Origin of the sequence: Pseudoalteromonas sp. (assembly GCF_041613455.1) — a bacterium.
Lineage (GTDB): Bacteria > Pseudomonadota > Gammaproteobacteria > Enterobacterales > Alteromonadaceae > Pseudoalteromonas.
Map to the genome: position 1 here is coordinate 1 of NZ_JBFJHD010000002.1, position 22,192 is coordinate 22,192.

16 protein-coding genes and 2 pseudogenes are annotated in these 22,192 nt (G+C 44.3%); 7 read left to right on the forward strand and 11 right to left on the reverse strand.

Annotated elements, in window-relative coordinates; all coding sequences use genetic code 11:
* Together ABYB02_RS00260 and hutC are read right to left on the reverse strand one after the other, a co-directional pair.
* Positions 1-245: pseudogene (locus tag ABYB02_RS00260) on the reverse strand (urocanate hydratase); the annotation flags it as partial.
* A gap of 53 nt (positions 246-298) precedes the next feature.
* Entirely contained in the window at positions 299-1,006 is a 708-nt protein-coding gene (hutC, locus tag ABYB02_RS00265; RefSeq protein WP_372759866.1) for a histidine utilization repressor, read from the reverse strand.
* Positions 1,007-1,117: 111 nt separating this feature from the next.
* Between hutC and hutI the strand changes: the two genes are divergently transcribed.
* On the forward strand, positions 1,118-2,365 hold the full coding sequence (gene hutI / locus ABYB02_RS00270; RefSeq protein ID WP_372759868.1) for an imidazolonepropionase: 1,248 nt from the start codon (positions 1,118-1,120) through the stop codon (positions 2,363-2,365).
* 29 nt (positions 2,366-2,394) lie between these two features.
* A complete protein-coding gene (locus tag ABYB02_RS00275; RefSeq protein WP_372759870.1) occupies positions 2,395-4,155 on the forward strand; it encodes an EAL domain-containing protein in 1,761 nt (586 codons plus the stop codon).
* On the opposite strand, the gene ABYB02_RS00280 is transcribed toward ABYB02_RS00275, so the two are convergent.
* Both ABYB02_RS00280 and rraA read right to left on the reverse strand, forming a co-directional pair.
* Positions 4,152-5,201, reverse strand: coding sequence for a formimidoylglutamase (locus ABYB02_RS00280; RefSeq protein WP_372759872.1), 1,050 nt, complete (start codon positions 5,199-5,201; stop codon positions 4,152-4,154). The genes ABYB02_RS00275 and ABYB02_RS00280 overlap by 4 nt on opposite strands.
* Position 5,202: 1 nt before the next feature.
* A complete protein-coding gene (gene rraA, locus ABYB02_RS00285; protein WP_372759874.1) occupies positions 5,203-5,700 on the reverse strand; it encodes a ribonuclease E activity regulator RraA in 498 nt (165 codons plus the stop codon).
* Positions 5,701-6,078: 378 nt separating this feature from the next.
* Between rraA and ABYB02_RS00290 the strand changes: the two genes are divergently transcribed.
* A complete protein-coding gene (locus ABYB02_RS00290; protein ID WP_372759876.1) occupies positions 6,079-7,959 on the forward strand; it encodes a methyl-accepting chemotaxis protein in 1,881 nt (626 codons plus the stop codon).
* Positions 7,960-7,986: 27 nt separating this feature from the next.
* Here ABYB02_RS00290 and ABYB02_RS00295 read toward each other — a convergent pair whose 3' ends face one another.
* From ABYB02_RS00295 to priA, 5 genes and pseudogenes are all read right to left on the reverse strand, one after another.
* On the reverse strand, positions 7,987-8,361 hold the full coding sequence (locus ABYB02_RS00295) for a gamma-butyrobetaine hydroxylase-like domain-containing protein (protein ID WP_372759878.1): 375 nt from the start codon (positions 8,359-8,361) through the stop codon (positions 7,987-7,989).
* Between the two features lie 64 nt (positions 8,362-8,425).
* Positions 8,426-9,754, reverse strand: a complete 1,329-nt coding sequence (gene hslU, locus ABYB02_RS00300; protein WP_372759880.1) for an HslU--HslV peptidase ATPase subunit — start codon at positions 9,752-9,754, stop codon at positions 8,426-8,428.
* An 11-nt stretch (positions 9,755-9,765) separates the two neighbouring features.
* Complete coding sequence (gene hslV / locus ABYB02_RS00305) at positions 9,766-10,284, reverse strand: ATP-dependent protease subunit HslV (protein WP_002958366.1); 519 nt, start codon at positions 10,282-10,284, stop codon at positions 9,766-9,768.
* A 79-nt stretch (positions 10,285-10,363) separates the two neighbouring features.
* Positions 10,364-10,891 carry an SPOR domain-containing protein gene (locus ABYB02_RS00310; protein ID WP_372759883.1) on the reverse strand — a complete coding sequence of 176 codons (528 nt, stop codon included), beginning with the start codon at positions 10,889-10,891 and terminating at the stop codon, positions 10,364-10,366.
* 20 nt (positions 10,892-10,911) lie between these two features.
* Positions 10,912-13,098, reverse strand: a pseudogene (priA, locus tag ABYB02_RS00315) (primosomal protein N').
* Positions 13,099-13,354: 256 nt separating this feature from the next.
* On the opposite strand from priA, the gene rpmE reads away from it, so the two are divergent.
* Complete coding sequence (gene rpmE / locus ABYB02_RS00320; protein WP_372759885.1) at positions 13,355-13,570, forward strand: 50S ribosomal protein L31; 216 nt, start codon at positions 13,355-13,357, stop codon at positions 13,568-13,570.
* 534 nt (positions 13,571-14,104) lie between these two features.
* Positions 14,105-15,346, forward strand: coding sequence for a malic enzyme-like NAD(P)-binding protein (locus ABYB02_RS00325; protein WP_372759887.1), 1,242 nt, complete (start codon positions 14,105-14,107; stop codon positions 15,344-15,346).
* 70 nt (positions 15,347-15,416) lie between these two features.
* Here ABYB02_RS00325 and metJ read toward each other — a convergent pair whose 3' ends face one another.
* Positions 15,417-15,737: a met regulon transcriptional regulator MetJ gene (metJ, locus tag ABYB02_RS00330; protein WP_372759889.1), complete on the reverse strand. Its 321-nt coding sequence runs from the start codon at positions 15,735-15,737 to the stop codon at positions 15,417-15,419.
* 195 nt (positions 15,738-15,932) lie between these two features.
* On the opposite strand from metJ, the gene metB reads away from it, so the two are divergent.
* Both metB and metL read left to right on the forward strand, forming a co-directional pair.
* The gene (gene metB, locus ABYB02_RS00335) at positions 15,933-17,171 is read left to right on the forward strand and encodes a cystathionine gamma-synthase (RefSeq protein ID WP_372759891.1); all 1,239 of its coding nucleotides are present in this window, start codon (positions 15,933-15,935) and stop codon (positions 17,169-17,171) included.
* 5 nt (positions 17,172-17,176) lie between these two features.
* Positions 17,177-19,522, forward strand: a complete 2,346-nt coding sequence (metL, locus tag ABYB02_RS00340) for a bifunctional aspartate kinase/homoserine dehydrogenase II (protein WP_372759893.1) — start codon at positions 17,177-17,179, stop codon at positions 19,520-19,522.
* Positions 19,523-19,598: 76 nt separating this feature from the next.
* On the opposite strand, the gene ABYB02_RS00345 is transcribed toward metL, so the two are convergent.
* A complete protein-coding gene (locus ABYB02_RS00345; RefSeq protein ID WP_372759895.1) occupies positions 19,599-22,094 on the reverse strand; it encodes a penicillin-binding protein 1A in 2,496 nt (831 codons plus the stop codon).
* Between the last annotated feature and the right edge of the window lie 98 nt (positions 22,095-22,192).

The following is a 22,192-nucleotide window of genomic DNA, read 5'->3' on the forward strand; positions in this document are numbered from 1 at the left end:
ACCAATAAGGTTTCGTCATCTTCGAGCCTGTCGAGGGTGGCGATGATTTTGTCATAACTAGGCCAATCACGCGCGGCTCGGCCAATGCCGCCATACACCACAAGCGCATGTGGATGCTCGGCAACATCGGGATCTAAATTATTCATCAGCATGCGTTTAGCGGCTTCGGTTTGCCAGCTTTTCGCGCTAATTTTATCGCCATGTGGTGCGCGGATCACGCGGCTGTGGTCGAGTCGATTATTCATAATATGCTCCTGTTTTTGTGCCAAGTTACCCTAATGGCCTGATTTGGTTGTTGTTATTCTTTAATGGTTAAATGCCCACCTAAGCGGTATTTACTGCCCGAAGATACCAGCCGCGCAAAGCTAACAATGCCCTGACTAGACCAAGTACGGCGCATTATTTGCAGGCATGGCTCTGGGGTCGCTAACTGCAGGTGGTGGCAAATATCTTGATTGGGGGCAATGGCTTCGACGGTATGGCTTGCTTGAGTGAGCGGTGCAACACGGGTTAAATATTCGTGCGGAGTAAGCAAACTAAAGTTTTGCTGTAAGTAATCGGCTGCCAATTTAGGGTTTACAAAACGCTCTTCTACTTGCAGCGGCTGGTGGTTTTCGTTATGTACAATAACACTGCGATACACGCTACTATGAGCAGCAACACCCAGTGCAATAGCTGTACTCGCGGTTGCTTCGGTTGCTTCAAGCGCCACCACCTGAGCACTGTAATTGCCATTACGTAGTTTTACTTCGTCGGCAATATTTTTAATTTCCAGCAACGATGATTGCGATTTAAAGCTCGCCACAAAGGTGCCCAAACCTTGACTGCGGGTGAGTACGCCGGCTTCGGTAAGCTCACTTAAGGCACGTCGAGCTGTCATTCTGCTCACCGAAAACTGACTGCTTAGCTCGTTTTCTGAGGGCACGCGCTGATCTTCTCGCCACAATCCACGGCGAATATTGTCGATGATAAACTGCTTTATAAGCGCAAATTTAGGCGTTGTCATGCTGTACTTTTTGGTTTTAAAAATAAATTATATTTATTAAGATGGCACAATTACCTTGTATATACAAGTGGTGTTGTTAGACTAAATGGCAACCACATTAAGGAGAGTAACATGCCAAGTAACACAACCAATGACCGATTAGACGATATTGATTTACTGCTCACTGATGCCAATATAGCCACCATGGATGACAGCATTGCAGCGCCTTATGGAGCGATTGAAAATGCCGCTCTCGCCATTAAAAATGGCAAAATTGTCTGGTTGGGCGAGCAAGCTAATCTGCCTCCTTTTGATGTATTCGCCACTCCAACCCTGAGTATAAAAGGGCAGTGGCTTACCCCAGGGTTAATTGATTGCCATACTCATTTAGTGTTTGCCGGCTCCAGAGCCGAAGAGTTTGAGCAGCGTTTGCAGGGCGTAACTTATGAACAAATTGCGGCTCAGGGAGGGGGCATTGCCAGTACGGTAAGAGCCACACGAGCGGCCGATCACGAGCAGCTGTTTGTTGCCGCTAAAGACCGCCTTAATGCGTTACTTGCTGAAGGGGTGACCACAGTAGAAATAAAGTCGGGCTATGGCCTGGATTGCGCCAACGAAATAAAAATACTCGAAGTGGCCCGCTTGCTAGCAGAGCACCATCCAATTGATATTAAGAGCACTTTCTTAGGTGCGCATGCCTTGCCTGCTGAATTCCAAGGTCGCAGTGATGAGTACATAGATTGGGTATGCGGTGAAATGCTTGAGCAGGTGGTGGCCAATAACCTTGCGGATGCGGTGGATGTATTTTGTGAAAACGTTGGCTTTAGCTATGCGCAAACTAAGCGTGTTTTTCAAGCAGCACAAAAACACGGCTTAGCGGTGAAGTGCCACGCGGAGCAACTTTCTAACCAACACGGTGCCGAGCTGGTGGCTGAGTTTAATGGCTTGTCGGCCGATCATATTGAATATTTAGATGAAGCTGGTGTACAGGCGATGGCGAATGCCGGCACCACGGCAGTATTACTGCCTGGCGCGTTTTATTTTTTAAGAGAAACGCAACAGCCACCGATAGCGCTGTTACAGCAATATAATGTGCCAATTGCCATAGCCAGCGACTTCAACCCTGGCACCTCTCCGTTATGTTCGCTGCACTTAATGATGAATATGGCGTGTACGTTATTTCGCTTAACGCCAGAGCAAGCGCTTGCAGGGGTAACCCGAAATGCGGCTAAAGCCTTAGGCTTGCATGATCGCGGCGTATTAAAAGTAGGAGCTAGAGCAGATATTGCGCATTGGCAAATAGCTCACCCATCACAATTAAGTTACCAATTTGGGGTGAATAAACTGTTAAATTTATGGATATTGGGTAAACTTAATTAATTCGTATTAATTCTTTGCTTTGACTAACTATGCTTTTATCCAGTTTTTTAGCCAGTAATAGCACCGCAAGTTTAAGTGTGCTCAGCGTCAGTAATTTTGCTATTTTTTTTAGTGGCGGCTTACTGATGGCGATGATTGCAACTTTATTTACGGTGAAAAATAGTGCCATTAGGCTCAGTTACTTAACGACTGGCTTGGTAGGCTTAGCGCTGCTAAGCACAGGTATTAGCTGGTTGATCGGACTACTTGCGTTGGGGTTTGGCTTTAACTTGTGGCATACCATTACGCGAAACAATGGTTTAGCCGTGGTGTTAAGTAGCGCAGCAAATGTGTTATTAGTGCTATTAATTGCGGCCCACTTTTTATTAGCAATAGAGTTATTTTGGCTGGCCAGTGCGGTGATATTTTTATCTTTGCCTGGCTTTGTCGGGCATATAGCAGCGCAGAGTAAAGCAAATTTAGCACAGCCACTTGACGTGACCCCCTATATTGAAGACTCACCCCTGCATGCTTTTCCAGATAAACAAAAGTTGTGTCAAAGTTTTTATGCTTGGGGTAACAAACATAATCTACAAGCCGCATTGGTGGTTATTCGTTTAGAAGGTTTTGGGCAAGTTAATCAGCATATTGGGCGCGATTTCGGGGACTTATTACTGGCACAATCGGCGAACCGCATTAAAAACTTGCTGAATGATGACGAAGTCATTTCGTTAACTGACACAGAAAAACTGGCGCATTTGGGCGGCCTCAACTTTGCGTTTATTTGTAATTTAGCTCATCAAAAACATCTGCACGAAAAAATTATCGCGCAAATATTAGGGGCGACCCTCAAGCCTTTTAACGTCGCAAATTGCACCATAGAGGTAACAGCGAGAGCAAGTTATGTTTACTGCGATGAGCAAGATGATAACTTTGATAACCTAATTTCCTACGCTTACTTAGCGCTTGATAGCCGACCACAGCAGCAAATAGTGGCTTATCATCAGCAAATGTTAGTGCAGCATTTAGAGCAACAAACACGACTTAAAGAGCTGGCAGAAATTGATTTTCTTACCGAATTTGAACTTTATTTTCAACCGATTATACGCAACTCAGATGGGCAAATTGAATATTTAGAATTGTTACTGCGCTGGCAGCATAAAAAGCAGGGGATTTTATCTGCCAGTCGTTTTATTGAAGACATCAGAATTGCCGGATTGGCTTTTTCGTTAGCGACCTTTGTAATAGAACGTGCCGCTGAGCTGGCGATGGCGCTGCGTATGGAAGGGATTGCGATACCCTTGAGTATTAACGTGTTCGGCCCAGAAATGCTTAATGAAGAATTTGTCGAGTTTGTTGATAAAACCATTACTGAACATCATTTAAAAGCCGGTGATTTAATCGTTGAGTGTCCGTTGCATATCTTTACCAGCTTAGATGATAAAGGCAGAGCGATGATAGTGCGGTTGCATAATATAGGGCTAAAATTGTGTGTTGATGGCTTAGGCGATAACCCTATTTTACTGTCTAAACTACCGGGTTTAGCAGTAGAATATATTAAGGTCTCACCGTCGCTGACATCTGATTTTAGTAATCAAAATAATATACGCAGCCTAGTCGGGGGCATGGTTGAAATGCATAGCCAGCAGCGTAGTAAAGTGATTTTTGAAGGGGTAGAAACACTCGATCAGCTTAAATTTGTGAAAAGCTTAAAAGGCTATGCCGCTCAAGGTTATTATTTTGGTCACCCGTTAAGCAGTGTGGGGTTGATGAGTTGGTTAAAGCAATGGTTGCAAGCACAGCGCAGTTAACACGCTTCTCTGGCTTGTAAGTAACTGTTTACTAATGCACTTATTACTTGTCCACAATGCATTTTACCCACCTCAATGCCACTGGGGTGCTGTTGCGGGGCCGCTTCGCACAAATGTAAATACTGGCTACTGGCTTGGCTTGCCGCCAGATGTACGAAGTGCTCGGCATCACTGACACTAAAGCCACTACAGGTATAAGCACTTACCGGCATATAAGCAATACTATCGAGATCCACTTCGACTGCTAACGGCGCTGCATCAAAGCGGTTAAGGGCATCATTAACGGCTTGCGTTAGACTAAGCTCACGTTTAACTTGAATAGCTTGGTAGCTCGAAAACGTAAACTGTGCTGCATTCATTGCAGAAATAATTGCTTGGTTGTTTTTTAATTCATGTAAGCCAATAACATGGTAATTTTTTAGCTGCTGCTCGTTATAGGCATAACGAAAGCCATTACCACTATGACGGCCTTCGCAGTCTCTAAAGTCAGCATGAGGGTCAAAGTTAATGGCGTTTATGGCGCTGCGTTTAAACTTTGCCAAAGCACGAATAATGCCTAAGCAATTATTATGGCCACCACCAATAACAATAGGCTCAAGGCCTGCCTTGAAGATCATACTTAACACGGCTTCTACGCGTTGATCGAGCTGTGCACATAATTCGCGTAATTGCGCTAATTGGTCGGCTTGGCGGTTATCGAGTAATGCACTTTGCGCCATTAAATCGTGGCAATTCACCTCACCCAGTAATAGCACTTTTTGGCTGGCGATAAATTGGTTATGAGGTTGGTTTAAAAAGCGTTGTAAAAAAGCAGGCCATGCTTGCTCAGCACCACCGACACCTAAATTAGCCTTAGGGCCAATATCTTCACAAATACCCACTAACACATAGCGCATGCCAAATTGGGCGGCATCGCTAAGTGCTTGTTGAATATCTACGTCGGTATCAAGCAGTGACATTGCTTGCCATGCTTTGTTTTCATGCGCGCGGTGAGTACAAAAAGACTTTACCGCGCTTTCATCATAGACCGTTAAATACTGCTGCACGTTAGAGCTCTACGATTTCCAATTCTAGTTCTTCTGCAGATAACACAATACCTGTGCTGTCGGCGTAAACAAAATCGTCATCAAAAAACGACACCCCAGCAAAGTTAACGCCGATGCCTTCTTCACCAGCGCCTTCACTGTCTGCGGCAACGGGAATTGAGGCAATGGCTTGAATTCCTAAATCGAGTTCTTCAAGTTCATCGACATGGCGTACTGCGCCATAAACAATAATCCCTTGCCAGTTATTTTCTAGTGCCAGCTCTGCCAGCTCAATGTCTATTAGCGCGCGACGAGTAGAGCCCCCCCCGTCAATCAGTAGCACAAGGTCTGTACCATCTTGAGAAAGGAGTTCGCGGATCAGTTCATTATTTTCAAAACATTTAACCGTTTTAATGCGGCCACCAAAGCTGTGTCGGCCACCAAAGTTGATGAACATAGGTTCAAGCACATCAACCACATCTGCAAAGTGGTCACATAAATCAGAAGTGCTGTAATCCATTTTTATATCCTCAAAAGGTACGTTAGTTTAATCATCAGTATACCCTCCTTGTATGCAATAACAACGACTTAATCGCAGTAAATTTAGACAAATCAGCATTAACAACAGCATTAACTAACTATTAGCTAGCAGCACGCTATAGGCGTTAACTGCAAGCTGACTTATAATCCGCGATTATAGTGTTGTGTACATTACTGCTGCTAATAAACGCGCTTTAAGCGGTGTAACAAAACTGCAATATAACCAAGTTACACTGGCTAATTTTAACCCTTTAGTAGCACGTTTTTTTTCAGTATTTATCGGCATTTAGCTTTATTTTTAGCTTTACTTTTTTGTAGCAAAAATAGAGTGACTCACTCAACTTTTCTAGGTGTAACAATGATTGTTTTACAAAACTTTACCATTAAGCGTCGTTTGCAACTAAACGCTGCTGTTGTGGCGTTAGCGATGCTCGCTTTTTTATATATGATTATTAGCGGCTCCAAAACTACGCTTAAGTTAGCGAATATTACCCAGTTGGCTGAACAGTTAAATATTCATCAATTACAACTGCGCCAGCATGAAAAAAACTTTATATTTTATAAACAGCCAGAGGCACTTAGTTTATTTGCACAAGAGTACCAGCAGTTAAATAACCAGATCAGTACCTTACAGTCACAGATGCAGGGATTAGCCATCGCTACGCCACAACTCACCCGCTATAGCGAGTTAATTAAGCGTTACCACAATGACTTTAATGGTGTGGTCACGTTACAAAAAACCATAGGTTTAACCCCCAAAAGCGGTCTTTATGGGCAGCTGCGTAGTGCAGTGCATGACGTTGAAAGTGTACTCAAGCAACAAGATGAGTTTCAGTTATTAACTTTGATGTTGCAGCTTAGGCGGGCGGAAAAAGATTTTATGCTGCGGTTGGACGAAAAATATTTACCGATATTTCAACAGCACTTAGGCACATTGCAGCAAAAAATAGCCAGCTCTGCACTGCAATCGAGTATTAAAAGTAACTTAAGTGGCTTATTAACGAATTACCACCACGCTTTTCAAGCATTAGTCAGCGCGCAGCTCGAGCTGGGAGTTGATCTAAACGCCGGCGCACTGGGTAATATGCGGCAAACTATTGAACAAAGCGAGCAGCTAGTGATGCAACTGGTAGCCGATACTAAGCAACAGGTTGCAAGCAATATCGAAACCGCGCAACGGGTAGCCATTATAGTGTTTGTGCTTGCGGGAATGCTGGTATTAACTTTAGTGTATTTAACCAGTCGTTCTATTATTCTGCCGGTAGAGCGTATTTACCACTCTATTAATCAGATACGACGTCATAATGATTTAACAGTAAAAATTGAGCAGCAAGGCAATGATGAAATTACCGTGATGTCGAGCGACTTTAATAGCTTAATAAGTGACTTTAATAACCTTATTAATGAAGTGAATGGGGCGTTAAATAGCTTAAATATCGCCACCGAGAACCTCTCGGCCAGCACTGCAGCCACTAGTGCGGGAATGCAAGAGCAGTTACATGAAGCCGATATGGTCGCCACCGCAGCGACCGAAATGCAGGCAACCATTCAAGATATTTCGCACAATACTGAAGCGGCCGCTAAAAAAGCAGAGTCAACCAATATTAGTGCGCAACAAGGACGCAGCGAAGTGGAGTCAACGGTCAAGCATATTCATGGGCTGTCTGATTCGTTAGAGCATGCGTCAAGTGTGGTGTCTTTATTAGAAAAAGATGGTGAAACCATTGGCTCGGTATTGGATGTGATCCGTGCCATTGCCGAGCAAACTAACTTGTTAGCATTAAATGCCGCAATCGAAGCCGCTCGCGCTGGTGAGCAAGGGCGAGGATTTGCCGTCGTGGCTGATGAAGTGCGCTCATTAGCTCAGCGCACGCAAGAGTCGACCAGTGAAATAGAAAGTATTATTAATACCTTACAGCAACGTACTCAACAAGTTGTGAGCATCATGCAGCAATGCCGCTCGCAAGGTGATGAAAGTGCATCGCAAGCAAATAGAGCCGGCGAGCTGTTAGCCGCGATCACCGATGATGTACAAACTATTATGGAGATGAGCACGCAGATTGCGGTGGCAATTGATCAGCAGAGCCAAGTCGCCTCTGAGGTTAATAAAAATGTGGTGAGCATTCGTGATATTGCGCGCACTACCGCAGGGCATGCTGAAAATAACGCGCAAACAAGCGAAGAAGTGGCAGCGCAAGCTAAGGTGCTGTATGCCGCCATTGCTAAGTTTAAGGTCTAATATTCAGCTGACAAAGACCGATAATGTTTAAGGTATAAACTTTATCGGTACGCTGTCTTGATGATTATTATGCTCAGCAACACGGGCTACATAGTCATGCCATAAAGTGTCTTGCTGGGCTTGAAGTTTAGCGAAATACTGCCAACTAAAGAGGCCGCTATTGTGGCCATCATCAAACTCTAGGCGCAGTGCGTAATGCCCCACCGGGATGATATGGGTAATAGCCACAGCGTGTTTGTTGAGCACTAACTTCATCGGTGCTGATCCATGCCCTTGTACTTCGGCAGACGGGGAGTGAACACGTAAAAATTCAGTACTAAAGATGGCTTTGCTGTTATCGTCAAAGTAAACATCTAAGTTTTTGCTAACACGGTGATAATGCACTTTGGTAACGTGTTTCATAGAATATCTCTCAATAAAAAAGCCTCCAATAGGAGGCTTTGAGTATAATGCTTTTTTATTCTAATTACAGAATAAAGCGGCTTAAGTCTTCATCTTCAACTAAAGCACCTAAGTGTTTTTCAACATACGCGGCATCGATAACCAAAGTAGTACCGGCTTGCTCTGAGGCGTCGTAAGAAATCTCTTCCATTAACTTTTCCATCACAGTATGCAGACGACGAGCACCAATATTTTCGGTTTTTTCGTTCACTTGCCATGCCGCTTTTGCAATCCGATCAATGGCCTCATCGCTAAACTCAATACTCACTTGCTCAGTTTTCAGTAGTTCACGTTGCTGCTCGGTAAGTGAGGCATGTGGCTCAGTTAGAATGCGTTTAAAGTCATCGGCTGTCAGCGCTTCAAGCTCTACACGAATGGGTAAGCGACCTTGTAGCTCAGGGATCATGTCCGATGGCTTTGCCATTTGGAAGGCACCCGAGGCAATAAATAACATATGGTCCGTTTTCACCATGCCGTGCTTGGTACTAACGGTAGAGCCTTCAATTAACGGCAGTAAATCGCGCTGAACGCCTTCGCGGCTAACGTCTGGGCCTGAAGAATCGGCACGCTTACAAATTTTGTCAATTTCATCAATAAACACAATACCATTTTGCTCTACGGCAAAAATAGCTTGCTCTTTTAGCTCTTCAGGATTAACCAGTTTTGCGGCTTCTTCTTCGGTTAATAGCTTGAATGCTTCTTTGATTTTTAGCTTACGCTTAGTGCGTTTGTCGCCGCCCATGTTTTGAAACATGCTTTGTAGCTGGTTGGTCATTTCTTCCATACCAGGAGGCGCCATGATCTCTACATTAGGTTGTGCTTGGGCTAAATCAATATCAATTTCTTTGTCGTCTAATTGGCCTTCGCGTAGCTTTTTACGAAATGCCTGACGCGTCGATGAAGTATCATCGCGCTGAGCTTCACCGTACTGATCTTTTGCCGGCGGTAATAATGCATCTAAAATACGTTCTTCTGCGGCTTCTTCGGCGCGATGCTTAAACTTTTTCGTTTGTTGCTCGCGCGTCATTTTAATTGAAACATCCACTAGATCACGGATAATAGTTTCAACTTCTTTACCTACATAGCCAATTTCAGTGAATTTAGTCGCTTCCACTTTAATAAAGGGGGCATTAGCTAATTTAGCTAAACGGCGCGCAATTTCGGTTTTACCGACACCGGTTGGACCAATCATTAAAATGTTTTTTGGCGTCACTTCCGCGCGTAAGTCATCATTAAGTTGCATGCGGCGCCAGCGATTACGTAGTGCAATAGCAACGGCTTTTTTTGCATTCGCTTGACCAATGATGTGCTGATCTAGCTCGTGGACGATTTCTCTTGGGGTCATAGCAGACATAGCGGTTCCTATTACAATTCTTCGATAGTTTGAAAGTTATTGGTAAATACGCAGATGTTGCCGGCAATGGTAAGGCTTTTTTCTACTATTTCACGTGCGCTTAAATCGGTGTTTTCAAGTAACGCGGTGGCCGCCGATTGCGCGAAGTTACCGCCACTGCCAATCGCGATAAGGTCATTTTCGGGCTGCACTACGTCACCATTACCGGTAATAATAAGCGAGGCGGTTTCGTCGGCCACCGCCAATAATGCTTCTAGTTTTCGCAGTGCACGGTCGCTACGCCAATCTTTGGCCATTTCGACAGCCGCTTTGGTGAGGTTACCTTGGTGCATTTCTAATTTGCTTTCAAAGCGTTCGAACAGGGTGAAGGCATCAGCAGTACCGCCGGCAAAACCAGCGATTACTTTGCCATTATAAAGACGTCGAACTTTGCGGGCGTTGCCTTTCATTACGGTGTTACCAAGTGAAACTTGGCCGTCACCACCGATCACAACTTTATCGCCGCGGCGTACACTTACTATAGTGGTCATATTTTTCCTCATCATCGTGCTGCAGGGGCAGCACGTAAAAAACGATTATGAGGAGGTTATATGGGTGAATGCTTTATTTTCAAGTCCAGCCCCAAATTCCGCAGCCGACTATTTTTACGCGTTTCAGTTTGTTTTTATCGCTCTCGGCTTGGCGCTTGGTTTTATAAGGGCCTAAACGCACTTTATACCACTTGCCATTACTACCGGTGGTTTCTTTAATTTCAGATATTAATCCGGCAAAGGCAATTTTGGCTTTGAGTGATTCTGCCTGCTGGTAGGTTTTAAACGAACCACATTGCATCACATAGGGCCCTTTTTGTTCTAGTTCTTTTACTTCAACTTGAACTTCGTGGTTTTTAATTTCTTTAATAAACTCGGGAGTACGCGGCCTAACTACTGTCACGGCTGGAGTCGCCGTGGGGTTAGCTTGCTTTTCAACCAGTGCCGGATCTGCGTTATTTTTAATAAACCACAAGCCATAGCCAAATCCGCCCACGAGCAAAGCAGCAACCGTAACTAACACTATTGGGAAGGGTTTTTTAGTGGGGGCTTGCTTGGTTTTTTTGCGGTTAGCTGGTTTTTTATTAATGTAATCGTGCTGTGCCATAGCGTTATTTTGGCCTTAACCTAAATCATGTCTATAGGGTCTACGTCTAAGCTCCAACGTACTTTTTGTGCTAGTTTGCTGGTGCTGAGATAATTAACCATTTGTGCAAGATACTGATGCAATACGCGGCGATCTTGCGCTTGAATATGTAATTGAAAACGATACATGCCGGCGACCTTTTCTAATGGTGCCGGGATCGGACCGAGCAATTGTATACCAGTTACCCCAATAACAGGAACCAAATCCGTCAAAAAGTCGACAACGTGTTTTATATTATGCCCTTGCGCACGCACAATAGCCATATTGGTGATCGGTGGTAAGTCGGCATCCTCACGTTCGCTAAGTGCAAAGCGGGCAAAGTCTTGGTACCCATTATTCACTAAATCTTGTTACAGTGGGTGCTCTGGAAAGTGAGTTTGTAACAACACTTGGCCAGGCTCTCCGGAGCGTCCTGCTCGCCCTGCGACTTGGGTGACTAATTGGGCTAAATGTTCGGTCGCTCTAAAATCACACGAATATAAGCCGCTGTCGACATCTAAAATAATCACTAAACTCACATCTGCAAAATGATGGCCTTTGGCAAGCATTTGCGTGCCAACCAAAATACGAGCACCGCCACGATTTATTTCATCGAGGGCTTGTTCTAAACTGCCTTTACGCCGCGTTGAATCGCGATCGATACGGGTCACTGGTACCTCGCTAAATTCGCTGGCTAAAAACTCGGCTATTTGTTCAGTGCCTTTGCCGTTGGGGAATATTTGCGTGCTGCCACAATCGGGGCATTGATGGGGCACAGGGTGTTGCTCGCCGCAATGATGGCAAATCATTTGCCCAATTGCTTTATGAAAGGTGGCGCTGGTGCTGCAGCGACTACATTCACTTAACCAGCCGCATTCATGGCAAATAAGTGTGGGTGAAAAGCCACGGCGATTTAAAAAGACCATCACTTGCTTACCACGCTTTAAGTGTTGGCGCATGGTAGCTAGGCTTGCGTGACCAATACCGGCTTGGTCAGGTTGGCCTTTCATATCGAGTAATTGAAACTGGTTGTTTGTCGCTGTTTGCGCGCGCTCGGTTAGCGTTAAAAGCTGGTATTTATGATGAATGGCTTTATGCAAGGTTTCTAGTGCCGGTGTGGCACTGCCAAGTATCAGTGGTATGTTATGCTGATAGGCACGATAGGCGGCTAAATCTCGCGCATGGTAACGCAAGGTATCTTGCTGTTTAAATGACGAGTCATGTTCCTCATCAACAATAATCATCCCTAAGCGTAAAAAAGGCAGAAAAATACTTGAACGGGTGCCGATCACTATGGCACAGCTGGCTTTTTCGCAAAAACGCCAGGTTTGCAACCGCTCGTTATCGGTCAGTGCCGAGTGCCACAGCATAATCGGCGTGTCGGGAAAGCGGCGGCGAAAGCGGTTAACCGTTTGCGGCGTTAAGCCTATTTCAGGCACTAGCACTAGGGCTTGCTCTCCGCGTTTCAGTACTTCTTCTAAGCACTGTAAATACACTTCGGTTTTGCCGCTGCCGGTCACGCCTTCTAATAAAAAGCTGTTAAAACCGCGGCTTTGATTAATAGCCGTGCAGGCTACGGCTTGTTCTTTATTGAGTGTGGGTTTACTGCCGACGGTAGGCGCCGTGCTTTGCCATTGATTATCGTGTTCAATGGTTTGCGTTATTAGCGCTTTACTAATAAGGCTATCAATGGTTTTTTTACTAAACCCCAACGCTTTTAATTCGGTTAAGGAAGATTTACCCGATTGCGCTAATTGCGTTAATAGGTTGCGCTGAGTTTTAGCCTTTAATGACGGCAATTGTGCGCCTTTTTCGGTTAATGCCACCATGTTTATGCTGGTTTTATCGGGCGATTCGCCTTGGCGCAATGCATTGGGTAACGCAATATGAATGGTTTCACCGAGCGGGTAGCAGTAATAGCGCGCAGTAAAGCGCAGTAACTCAAGGTGAGTGGTGGATAAAATAGGGCTGTCGTCGATGACTTCAAAAATGTTTTTTAGCTTATTTTCAGCAATGTCACTGCTGTCTTTAATAGCCAGTACCACCGCCACTTTACGTTGCTTGCCAAATGGAACGAGCACACGCATACCGGGTACTAATTGCTTTGATAAGCCGATTTGCTGTTGATCTACTTTGTAATCAAAGGTGCGAGGGAGTGGGACTTTTATGGCAACTTCAACAAAATACATAGTAACTCAACTGTTTAAAATTAATCGGCGAGAGCAATGGTGCTATTGGGCTCTAATGTACTAAATATACAGCTAAAAACCTACTAACAAATAATGCCGCAGGCAGATAACGCTTACTTTATTAGCAGAAACGATAATTAAAGCTTGTGTGCGTGCTGGTTGTTGGATAAAATCCGCCACCAACAAATTTGTTTTAACGACGTATGGTGCCAGACTTCGGGTTTGGAGAGCGATGCGGCCTTAACTAGAGGTTTCTATGAAAGAAGGTATTCACCCTAAGTACGAAGTAATTTCTGCTACATGTTCATGTGGAAATAAATTCGAAACAAGCTCTACTCTATGTAAAGACATTCACCTAGACGTATGTTCTGCGTGTCACCCGTTTTACACTGGTAAGCAAAAGATTTTAGACACTGGCGGCCGTGTTGATCGCTTCAACAAGCGCTTCGGTGCACTTGGTAGCAAAAAGTAATTATTGCTGTCTAGTTAAAAAAAGCACCTTCGGGTGCTTTTTTTGTGGCTATTATTCACTCATCTCGCGCCAACGTTGAGGTTATGCGTTCTGCATAACTATTTCCTATTGTTATTCTCGGTATGCATAAACCTTTGCAGACAAAGCTGCAGATCTTCTCTATATTTTTACTAGCTTAGTTTTAAATTCGCAGCTAAAAGTAGTAAATGTGGCGCTATGTGTTGATAACGTGAGAAAACTAAGCGTTTCAATTGATTTGACTATATTTATAAGCAGAATTTTGGGCAAAACTATTAAACAACTAAAAATAGCGCTAAATATCCTTTTTAGCACAATATCTATTTTTTAAAGTGCGGCTATATTTGGGCGAAGTTGCTGAAATATCGGTTAAAATCAATAGAACTAGCATATAACAGGATAGACCTGATATTGCTTGGAATTTAAAATTAATAAGGGTATCGTACTTTAAAGCCTACTATAGATGTTGCTTTACTCTCTCTCACTTTAACTTAAATTGCAGGATATAATCGCGTTATGTCGGACTTTCGTGAACAAGCATTACATTACCACTCTCATCCCGTTCCCGGTAAAATTAGCATTGAGCTAACTAAGCCCGCAGAAACGGTTCAAGATCTCGCTTTAGCTTACAGCCCAGGTGTGGCTGAACCGGTGCGTGAAATTGCCGCAGACCCTGCAAATGCGTATAAGTACACAGGTAAAGGGAATATGGTTGCGGTGATCTCCAATGGCACCGCAATTTTAGGACTGGGTAACCTAGGGCCTTTAGCATCAAAACCTGTAATGGAAGGCAAGGCGTTATTGTTTAAGCGTTTTGCGGGCCTTGATTCAATCGATATCGAAGTAAAACACCGTACTACCGAAGACTTTATTAATACAGTGGCGAACATTGCCGACACCTTTGGGGGAATAAACCTCGAAGATATTAAAGCGCCTGAATGTTTTGAAATTGAAAAAGCATTAATTGAGCGTTGCAGTATTCCGGTATTCCATGACGACCAACACGGCACCGCGATTGTAACCGCCGCGGGCATGCTGAATGCGCTTGAAGTCCAAGGTAAGTCAATTGAAGACGCGGTCATTGTGTGTTTAGGTGCCGGTGCGGCAGCAGTTGCCTGTATGGAGTTATTAATTAAATGTGGCGCTCTGCGCGAGCATATTTATATGCTAGATCGCAAAGGCGTTATTCACACACGTCGTGATGACTTAAACGAGTACAAGCAACTATTTGCTAATAATACCGACAAACGTACTTTGCAAGATGTGATTGAAGATGCCGATGTATTTGTAGGTGTATCGGGGCCAAATTTACTGTCGGCTGAAGACTTAAAGTTAATGGCGCCTAAGCCCGTGGTATTTGCGTGTTCTAACCCCGATCCAGAAATTGCGCCTGCGCTTGCACATGCTGCACGCAATGATTTAATTATGGCAACCGGGCGCTCAGATTACCCAAATCAAGTGAATAACGTGTTGTGTTTCCCGTTTATTTTCCGCGGCGCACTGGATGTGCGTGCTAGTGCAATCAATGATGAAATGAAAATTGCAGCCGTTGAAGCAATTCGTAGTATAGCCAAAGAGCCAGTGCCAGCCGCGGTTCTAAAGGCGGCTGATATTGATAAGCTAGAGTTTGGTGAAAAGTACATTATACCTAAGCCGATGGATCCGCGTTTATTACCGCGTATTGCCAGAGCCGTGGCATTGGCGGCAATAGAGTCGGGCGTGGCGCAAATCGAGTTACCCGAAAATTACATGCAATAACGCTAACTGTAATTTAGCGCAAAAAAAAACCTCAGCATGCTGAGGTTTTTTTAGTTTTACGAAGTGCAGATTAATCTTCGTTTAAAATAGGCACTTCTAAGCCCATTTCTTGCATTATTCTTTTTACTTCATCCGGTACTTTTTCGGCATTATCTTTACGTAAGTCATCGTCATTAGGTAAAGGCTGCCCAGTAAAGGCGTGTAAAAACGCTTCACAAAGTAGCTCGCTATTCGTGGCATGACGCAAATTGTTAATTTGCCGACGAGTACGCTCGTCAGTCAATACTTTTAATACATTTAGCGGGATCGAAACGGTGATCTTTTTTACTTGTTCTGATTTTTTGCCGTGTTCTGCGTATGGGTGAATATACTCACCATTCCATTTAGCCATAAGATGTATCGTTGCCTCAGATTATTAATTGCTCACCTACTGAAAAGTAGCGTGATTATGCGTGAAATTCTATCGATTTACACAAGATAGTCAAATACTTGTTAAATAGACGTCTAGATGCTTAAATGTTTGACATCTTTAGTGGGATATATTATCTTTTAGACGTCTAAACATCTAAATAGGTATAGGGTAACTATGAGCACAACAAATAAAGCAACAATCGCCGTGCGCAGTGGAGTAGATGCCGATAAGCATCATGGTGCCGTTGTACCGCCGTTGTATTTATCCACCACGTATTCATTTGCTGACTTTGATACTAAACGTCAATACGATTATGGCCGCAGTGGTAATCCAAACCGTGATATTTTGGCCGACACATTAGCGCAGCTTGAAGGCGGCGCGAAAGGCATTATTACCGCAACGGGCATGGCCGCTGTGCACTTAACTACCCAACTCCTGAATAGTGACGATACCTTAGTGATCCCCCATGACTGCTACGGCGGCAGCTACCGGTTATTTACTTCTCTACAGCAGCGCGGCTTATTGAAACTCGAAGTGCTAGATTTAACCCAGCCAGACAGCCTACAGCAAATTTTAGCCATAAAGCCTAAACTTATTTGGGTTGAAACACCCAGTAACCCTATTTTGCGTCTTACCGACATTAAAGCGGTCACCGCCGTTGCTCAGCAATGCGGGGCATTGGTTGCGGCCGATAACACCTTTTTATCACCGGCACTACAAAACCCCATTAAGTTTGGGGTTGATATTGTGGTGCACTCCACCACGAAATACATTAATGGTCATTCTGATGTCGTGGGGGGGGCCGTTATTGCGGCAACACAACAACTAGGTGATGAATTGGCATGGTGGGCCAATAACATTGGCATTACCGGCGCCCCGTTTGATAGTTATTTAACGTTACGTGGTTTGCGTACCTTAAAGGTACGGTTACGCCAACATCAAGAAAATGCATTAGCGATAGCTCAGTATCTGGAAAATTCGGAATTTGTGAGTCAGGTTTACTATCCGGGGCTCACTTCTCACCCGCAACATGAATTAGCTAAAACGCAGCAGTTGGGTTTTGGCGGCATGGTGAGTTTTGCTATAAAAGGTGATATCAATGATGCTGCAGCCTTCTTAACCGGCCTTGAACACTTTAGTTTGGCGGAGTCACTGGGCGGTGTAGAGAGCCTGATTTGCCATCCTGCAACGATGACACACGCTGGTATGGAAGCGACAGCACGTTTGGCCGCAGGCGTTGGCGATACATTGATCCGCGTGTCGGTAGGTATTGAAGATATTGCAGATTTAATTGCTGACTTAGAGCGGGTATTTAACTTGGTAAAACCGGGACAAAAACAGCCAGTAGCAATAGCCGCCGGTCAATCCACTGGCAAGGTGACGCTAAGCGCTGCGCACCCGGCATTATGGTAATAACAATGAACAACAATATTCATAAATTTGGTGGTTCGAGCTTAAGTTCAGTAGAGTGCTATAAACGCGTTGCGAATATTGTTTTAGCGCATAGTCAAGCCGGTGATTGTGTGGTGGTATCGGCGTCGGGGAAAACCACCGATACGTTAGTCACCCTTTGGCATAGTTATCAGCAGCAAGATAGCCACGCTGTGGCGAATATTTTATTACAATTAAACACGCATCAAGCTGAGTTAATTGAGCAGTTACTGCAAGGTGATGCTAAAAACGCTGCACTTAGGGCATTACAGCAACAGCTACAAGCGGTGGCGCAACAGGCTGAGTGCCGACAATTACACGAAGCGGCGTTATTGGCACATGGCGAGCTGTGGTCGGCAAGTTTACTGGCGGCATACTTACAACAGCTAAGCGTTGCAGCGTGTATGCATGATGCAAGAACGCTGTTTACCCTTAATGCAGGGCAGTTATTACATGCACAAAATCAGCAGCAATGCCGTGCGTTAATCAGTGCCACGCAGATTAATGTGGTGACGGGCTTTATCGCAGCAAATAGCGCCGCTGAAACGCTTACCTTGGGGCGTAATGGTAGTGATTACAGCGCCACATTACTTGCCAGCTATTGCGATGCCAAACATGTCACTATTTGGACCGATACCCAAGGGATATTTAGCACCGATCCACGCAAGGTAAACAAAGCGATTAAGTACGCCAAAGTATGTCGAGCGCAAGCGAATTTATTAGCTAAATTAGGTAATCCGGTATTGCATGCTAAAACATTATCCCCTTTAAAAGATACCGATATAACACTGAGTGTACGCAGCAGCTTTGACCTTCAGGCAAGCGCTACAGAGGTGGTTAAAGAAGGTGGCGTGAAGCAAAAGCGCTTTATTACTAGTTTACAAAATATTGCTTTACTGACTGTTGAGCAGCTTGTAACAGCAGAAATAAGCGCTGTAAGCCAACTGATTCAGCACAGTGTGCATCATTTTAGCTCTGGCGATGATACTTACCTAGTGGTGCCTGAGGAGGCTACTCACCAAGTGATCAGTTATTTTGCTGGCCGAGCAAATATAGCTGAGTCGAACTTACATGGCTGCGCCATTGTGGCGCCGTCACCAGCTATTAATAACCTAACCGCACAAGCTCGTGAGGTATTAAGCGAGCATAATATTGCACCTCGCTTAATACAACAAGATAACGGCTATGTGTTGCTGCTAACCGATCAACTGATTGATAGTGATGTGCTGAGTGTACTGCACGATAAACTCATTAATAAAGGCCAAGAAATAGCGCTCATAGTGGCGGGGGTAGGTAATGTCGGGGAGGCGTTTATTGCGCAATTAGCCACGCAAGTTACACGACTTTCCACAGATTATAGTATTAAGTTGGTAGGCTTAGTACGTTCGCAACAGCTGTTATTTAATGCCAGTGGCATTAATATAGCGCAATGGCAACAGCAGTGGCAGCAGGAAGCGAAAAGTTACACCACCGAAGGCTTATTAACGGCGATTAGCCAGCTAGATTATGAACATAAAGTGGTGATAGATATTACTGCTAGCGAATCATTTAGCCAGCTTTACACTGATTTTGTTGAGCGGGATTGCCATTTGATCAGTGCCAATAAATATGCTGGTACAGCGCCAATGGCATGGTATCAAGCGCTACAAACTCGTTTAGCAGCACGTAATTTGTATTGGCGTTATAACACCAGTGTGGGTGCAGGATTACCGATTAACTTTGCTTTGGCAGACTTACAACATAGTGGCGATAAGATAACCCGTATAGAAGGGGTGTTTTCGGGGACGTTATCGTGGTTATGTAGTCAGTATGACGGGTCGGTGGCATTTTCTGATCTAGTGCTGGAAGCACAAAAAATGGGCTTTACGGAACCCGATCCGCGTGAAGATTTATCGGGGCGTGATATGCAGCGTAAATTACTGATTTTAGCGCGAGAGCTGAATATAGCGTTAGACCTGGACGATATCAGTTTAGCGCCATTAATGCCCGATGAGCTGGCTTTAGGCGCATGGGATGACTTTTTGGCCAATAAACATCAGCTTGATGCTTTTATTGAAGGGCATGCGCGCGAGGCCAAATTACAACATGCAAAACTATGTTATACCGGTTTACTCAATATTGCAGATAACAAAGTAACAGCGAAAGTGGGTATCGCTTATGTTGCAGCCAGTGATGTGTTGGCAAATTTAACCCCCGGCGACAATATTTTTGTCATTAACAGTCACTGGTACCGTGATAATGCGCTGGTGATTCAAGGGCCTGGTGCGGGTAAAGAGGTCACCGCTGCGGGGGTGCACTCCGATTTATATTGGTTAGTTAAAAACTTAAAGTAAGCCACTAAGAAAAGCATTCAGTGTGTGTCAAAACAAAAACGGCAACTTAACTAAGTTGCCGTTTTTTTATAACCAGTTAAAACAGCTCTTCTTCTGTTTTAGTGCTTTCTTCAAAAATATCACTAGGCTGCGATAGCACGTATTTAGTGGGGGCGGTGCCTTTTTCAAAGTATTCAAAGCGACTAGTGTAATCATTTTTATGGCTTAGTAACCCAGTGGCTAAGTCAATACGAATAGAGACTAAGCCTTCGGGGGGCTCAATGGGAGCCTCAGGTTGGCCAGCAAGTACTAATTTCATAAACTTGTTCCAAGCCGGCTGAGCGGTTTTCGCGCCTGACTCGGCCCCCGAAATTTGCCCACTATCGAGGTTATTATTATAGGTTGATCGTCCTAACGGATTACCAGGGTTATCAAAGCCCACCCACACTGAGGTTAATACATTACGGTTAAAGCCGCTAAACCAGGTGTCTACGGAGTTATTGGTGGTACCGGTTTTACCCGCTAAATCTCTGCGCTCTAACGCTTGCGCTCGCCACGCGGTGCCGCTCCAACCGGTTTTATGGGTCCAGCTGCCGCCGCCCCAAATTGCGCTATGCATGGCATCGGCAATTAAAAACGCATTTTGTTTCGAAATAATCCGTGGTGCACACTGGATTGGTTGTTGCGTCTCGACCTCATCACTTACAGAGGTTAAGGTGCTACTTGCTAATGATAATTGGGAGTCATCACAGGCGAGCTTTGGGTTCGTTTTAAATAGCTGGTTACCAAATGCATCTTGAATTTCGGTAATAAAGTACGGTTCAATTAAATGTCCGCCATTGGCAAAAGCACTCATACCGCGAGCAAGTTCCAGCGGGGTAATGGAGGCACTCCCTAACGCGAGTGATTCGCTACGGTTTATATCTTGGTTTTGAAAGCCAAATTTAAGTAAGTGATCGGCTGTGCGCTGTAAGCCTACACCGCGTAGCAAACGCACCGAAATAACGTTCTTAGATTGCGCTAAAGCACGGCGAATGCGAATTGGACCATTGTAAACTGCTGGGCTGTTTTTAGGGCGCCAAGCAATGCCTTGGCTTTTATCCCATTGGTTAATGGGCGCATCATTTAAAATAGACGCTAACGTGTAGCCTTTTTCCAGCGCCGCAGAATAAATAAATGGTTTAATGTTTGAGCCAACTTGGCGTTTCGCTTGCACCGCTCGGTTAAATTGGCTTTGTTCAAAACTATATCCTCCGACAATGGCTTTAATACGACCATCTTGGGGGTCTAACGATACTAAAGCACTGGAGGCTTCAGGGATCTGGCTCAACAGGTAGCTATTATCTGTGTTTTTGCGCAGCCAAATTTGTGCACCGGGTACTAATATATCGGAGGCTACTTTTGGTGCAAAACTTTGCCGATAGCGAGTAATAAATTTACGCGCCCACTTTAAATTATCCCATGTTAATGTAGTTTGCTGGCCATTTTTAAGTATTACGTCGGCTGTCTTTTCATTGACCGCAACCACCACGCCGGCGTGTAAATCGCCCAGTTCGTAAACGTCTTTTAGCGCGTTTAAGATTTGGCTAGTTGTAAATGGCGGTTGGCTGTCGGCATCCCATAATAACCGCTCGGGTCCTCTAAAACCGTGGCGCATATCATAATTATGTAAATTATTAACTAACGCTGTTTGCGCAGCTTGCTGCACCTGAGACTCCACTGAGGTGAATACTTTAAAGCCAGAATTATAGGCTTTATCGCTGCCGTAGCGGGCTACCATTTCAGCTCGCACCATCTCTGAAATATACGGAGCGTATAAATCGATTTCGGCGCCATGATACACAGCCGTAATCGGCTGGTTGATGGCGTCGTTGTATTGCGAGCTAGTGATGTATTTTTCTGACAGCATACGGCCCAGCACCACATTACGGCGTGCTTTAGCGCGCTCGGGGTTGCGAATTGGGTTAAGTGCAGAAGGTGCTTTAGGTAAACCTGCAATCATCGCCATTTGTGCTAGGCTTAGTTCATGTAGTTGTTTACCATAATAAACTTGTGCTGCAGCACCAATACCAAAGGCACGATTACCTAGTTCAATTTTATTCAGGTAAAGCTCAAGAATTTCGTTTTTAGATAATAAGTTTTCGATATGAATGGCAATAAAAATTTCTTTTACTTTACGAATGTATGCTTTTTCGCGCGTTAAGAAAAAATTTCGCGCTAATTGCATGGTGATAGTGCTAGCGCCTTGCTTTTTTTCGCCGGTAGAAATAAGCACCAGCGCAGAGCGAACAATACCAATAGGATCGATGCCCATATGATCATAAAAGCGACTGTCTTCGGTGGCTATAAATGCGTCAATCAGTGGTTGTGGAATTTGCTCAATGGTGACTGGAATACGGCGTTTTTCACCAAATTGATTGATCAATAGGCCATCTTTGGTGAATACTTGCATAGGAGTTTGTAATTGCACGTCTTTTAAAACTTGCACACTTGGAATATCAGGTTTAACGTAATAATAAAGGCTGAACAGTGTGATCAGTCCAATTAACGCGCAAATGATAATAAATTGTAAAGTTCTTTTTAATAAAATCACTGATATTTCCCTAAGTGGACTCCCAATTACAGGTTGAGGCTGCTAGTATATATTGATTAAAAATTGAATAATATTTTTTCAGATAAGAATTATAACTT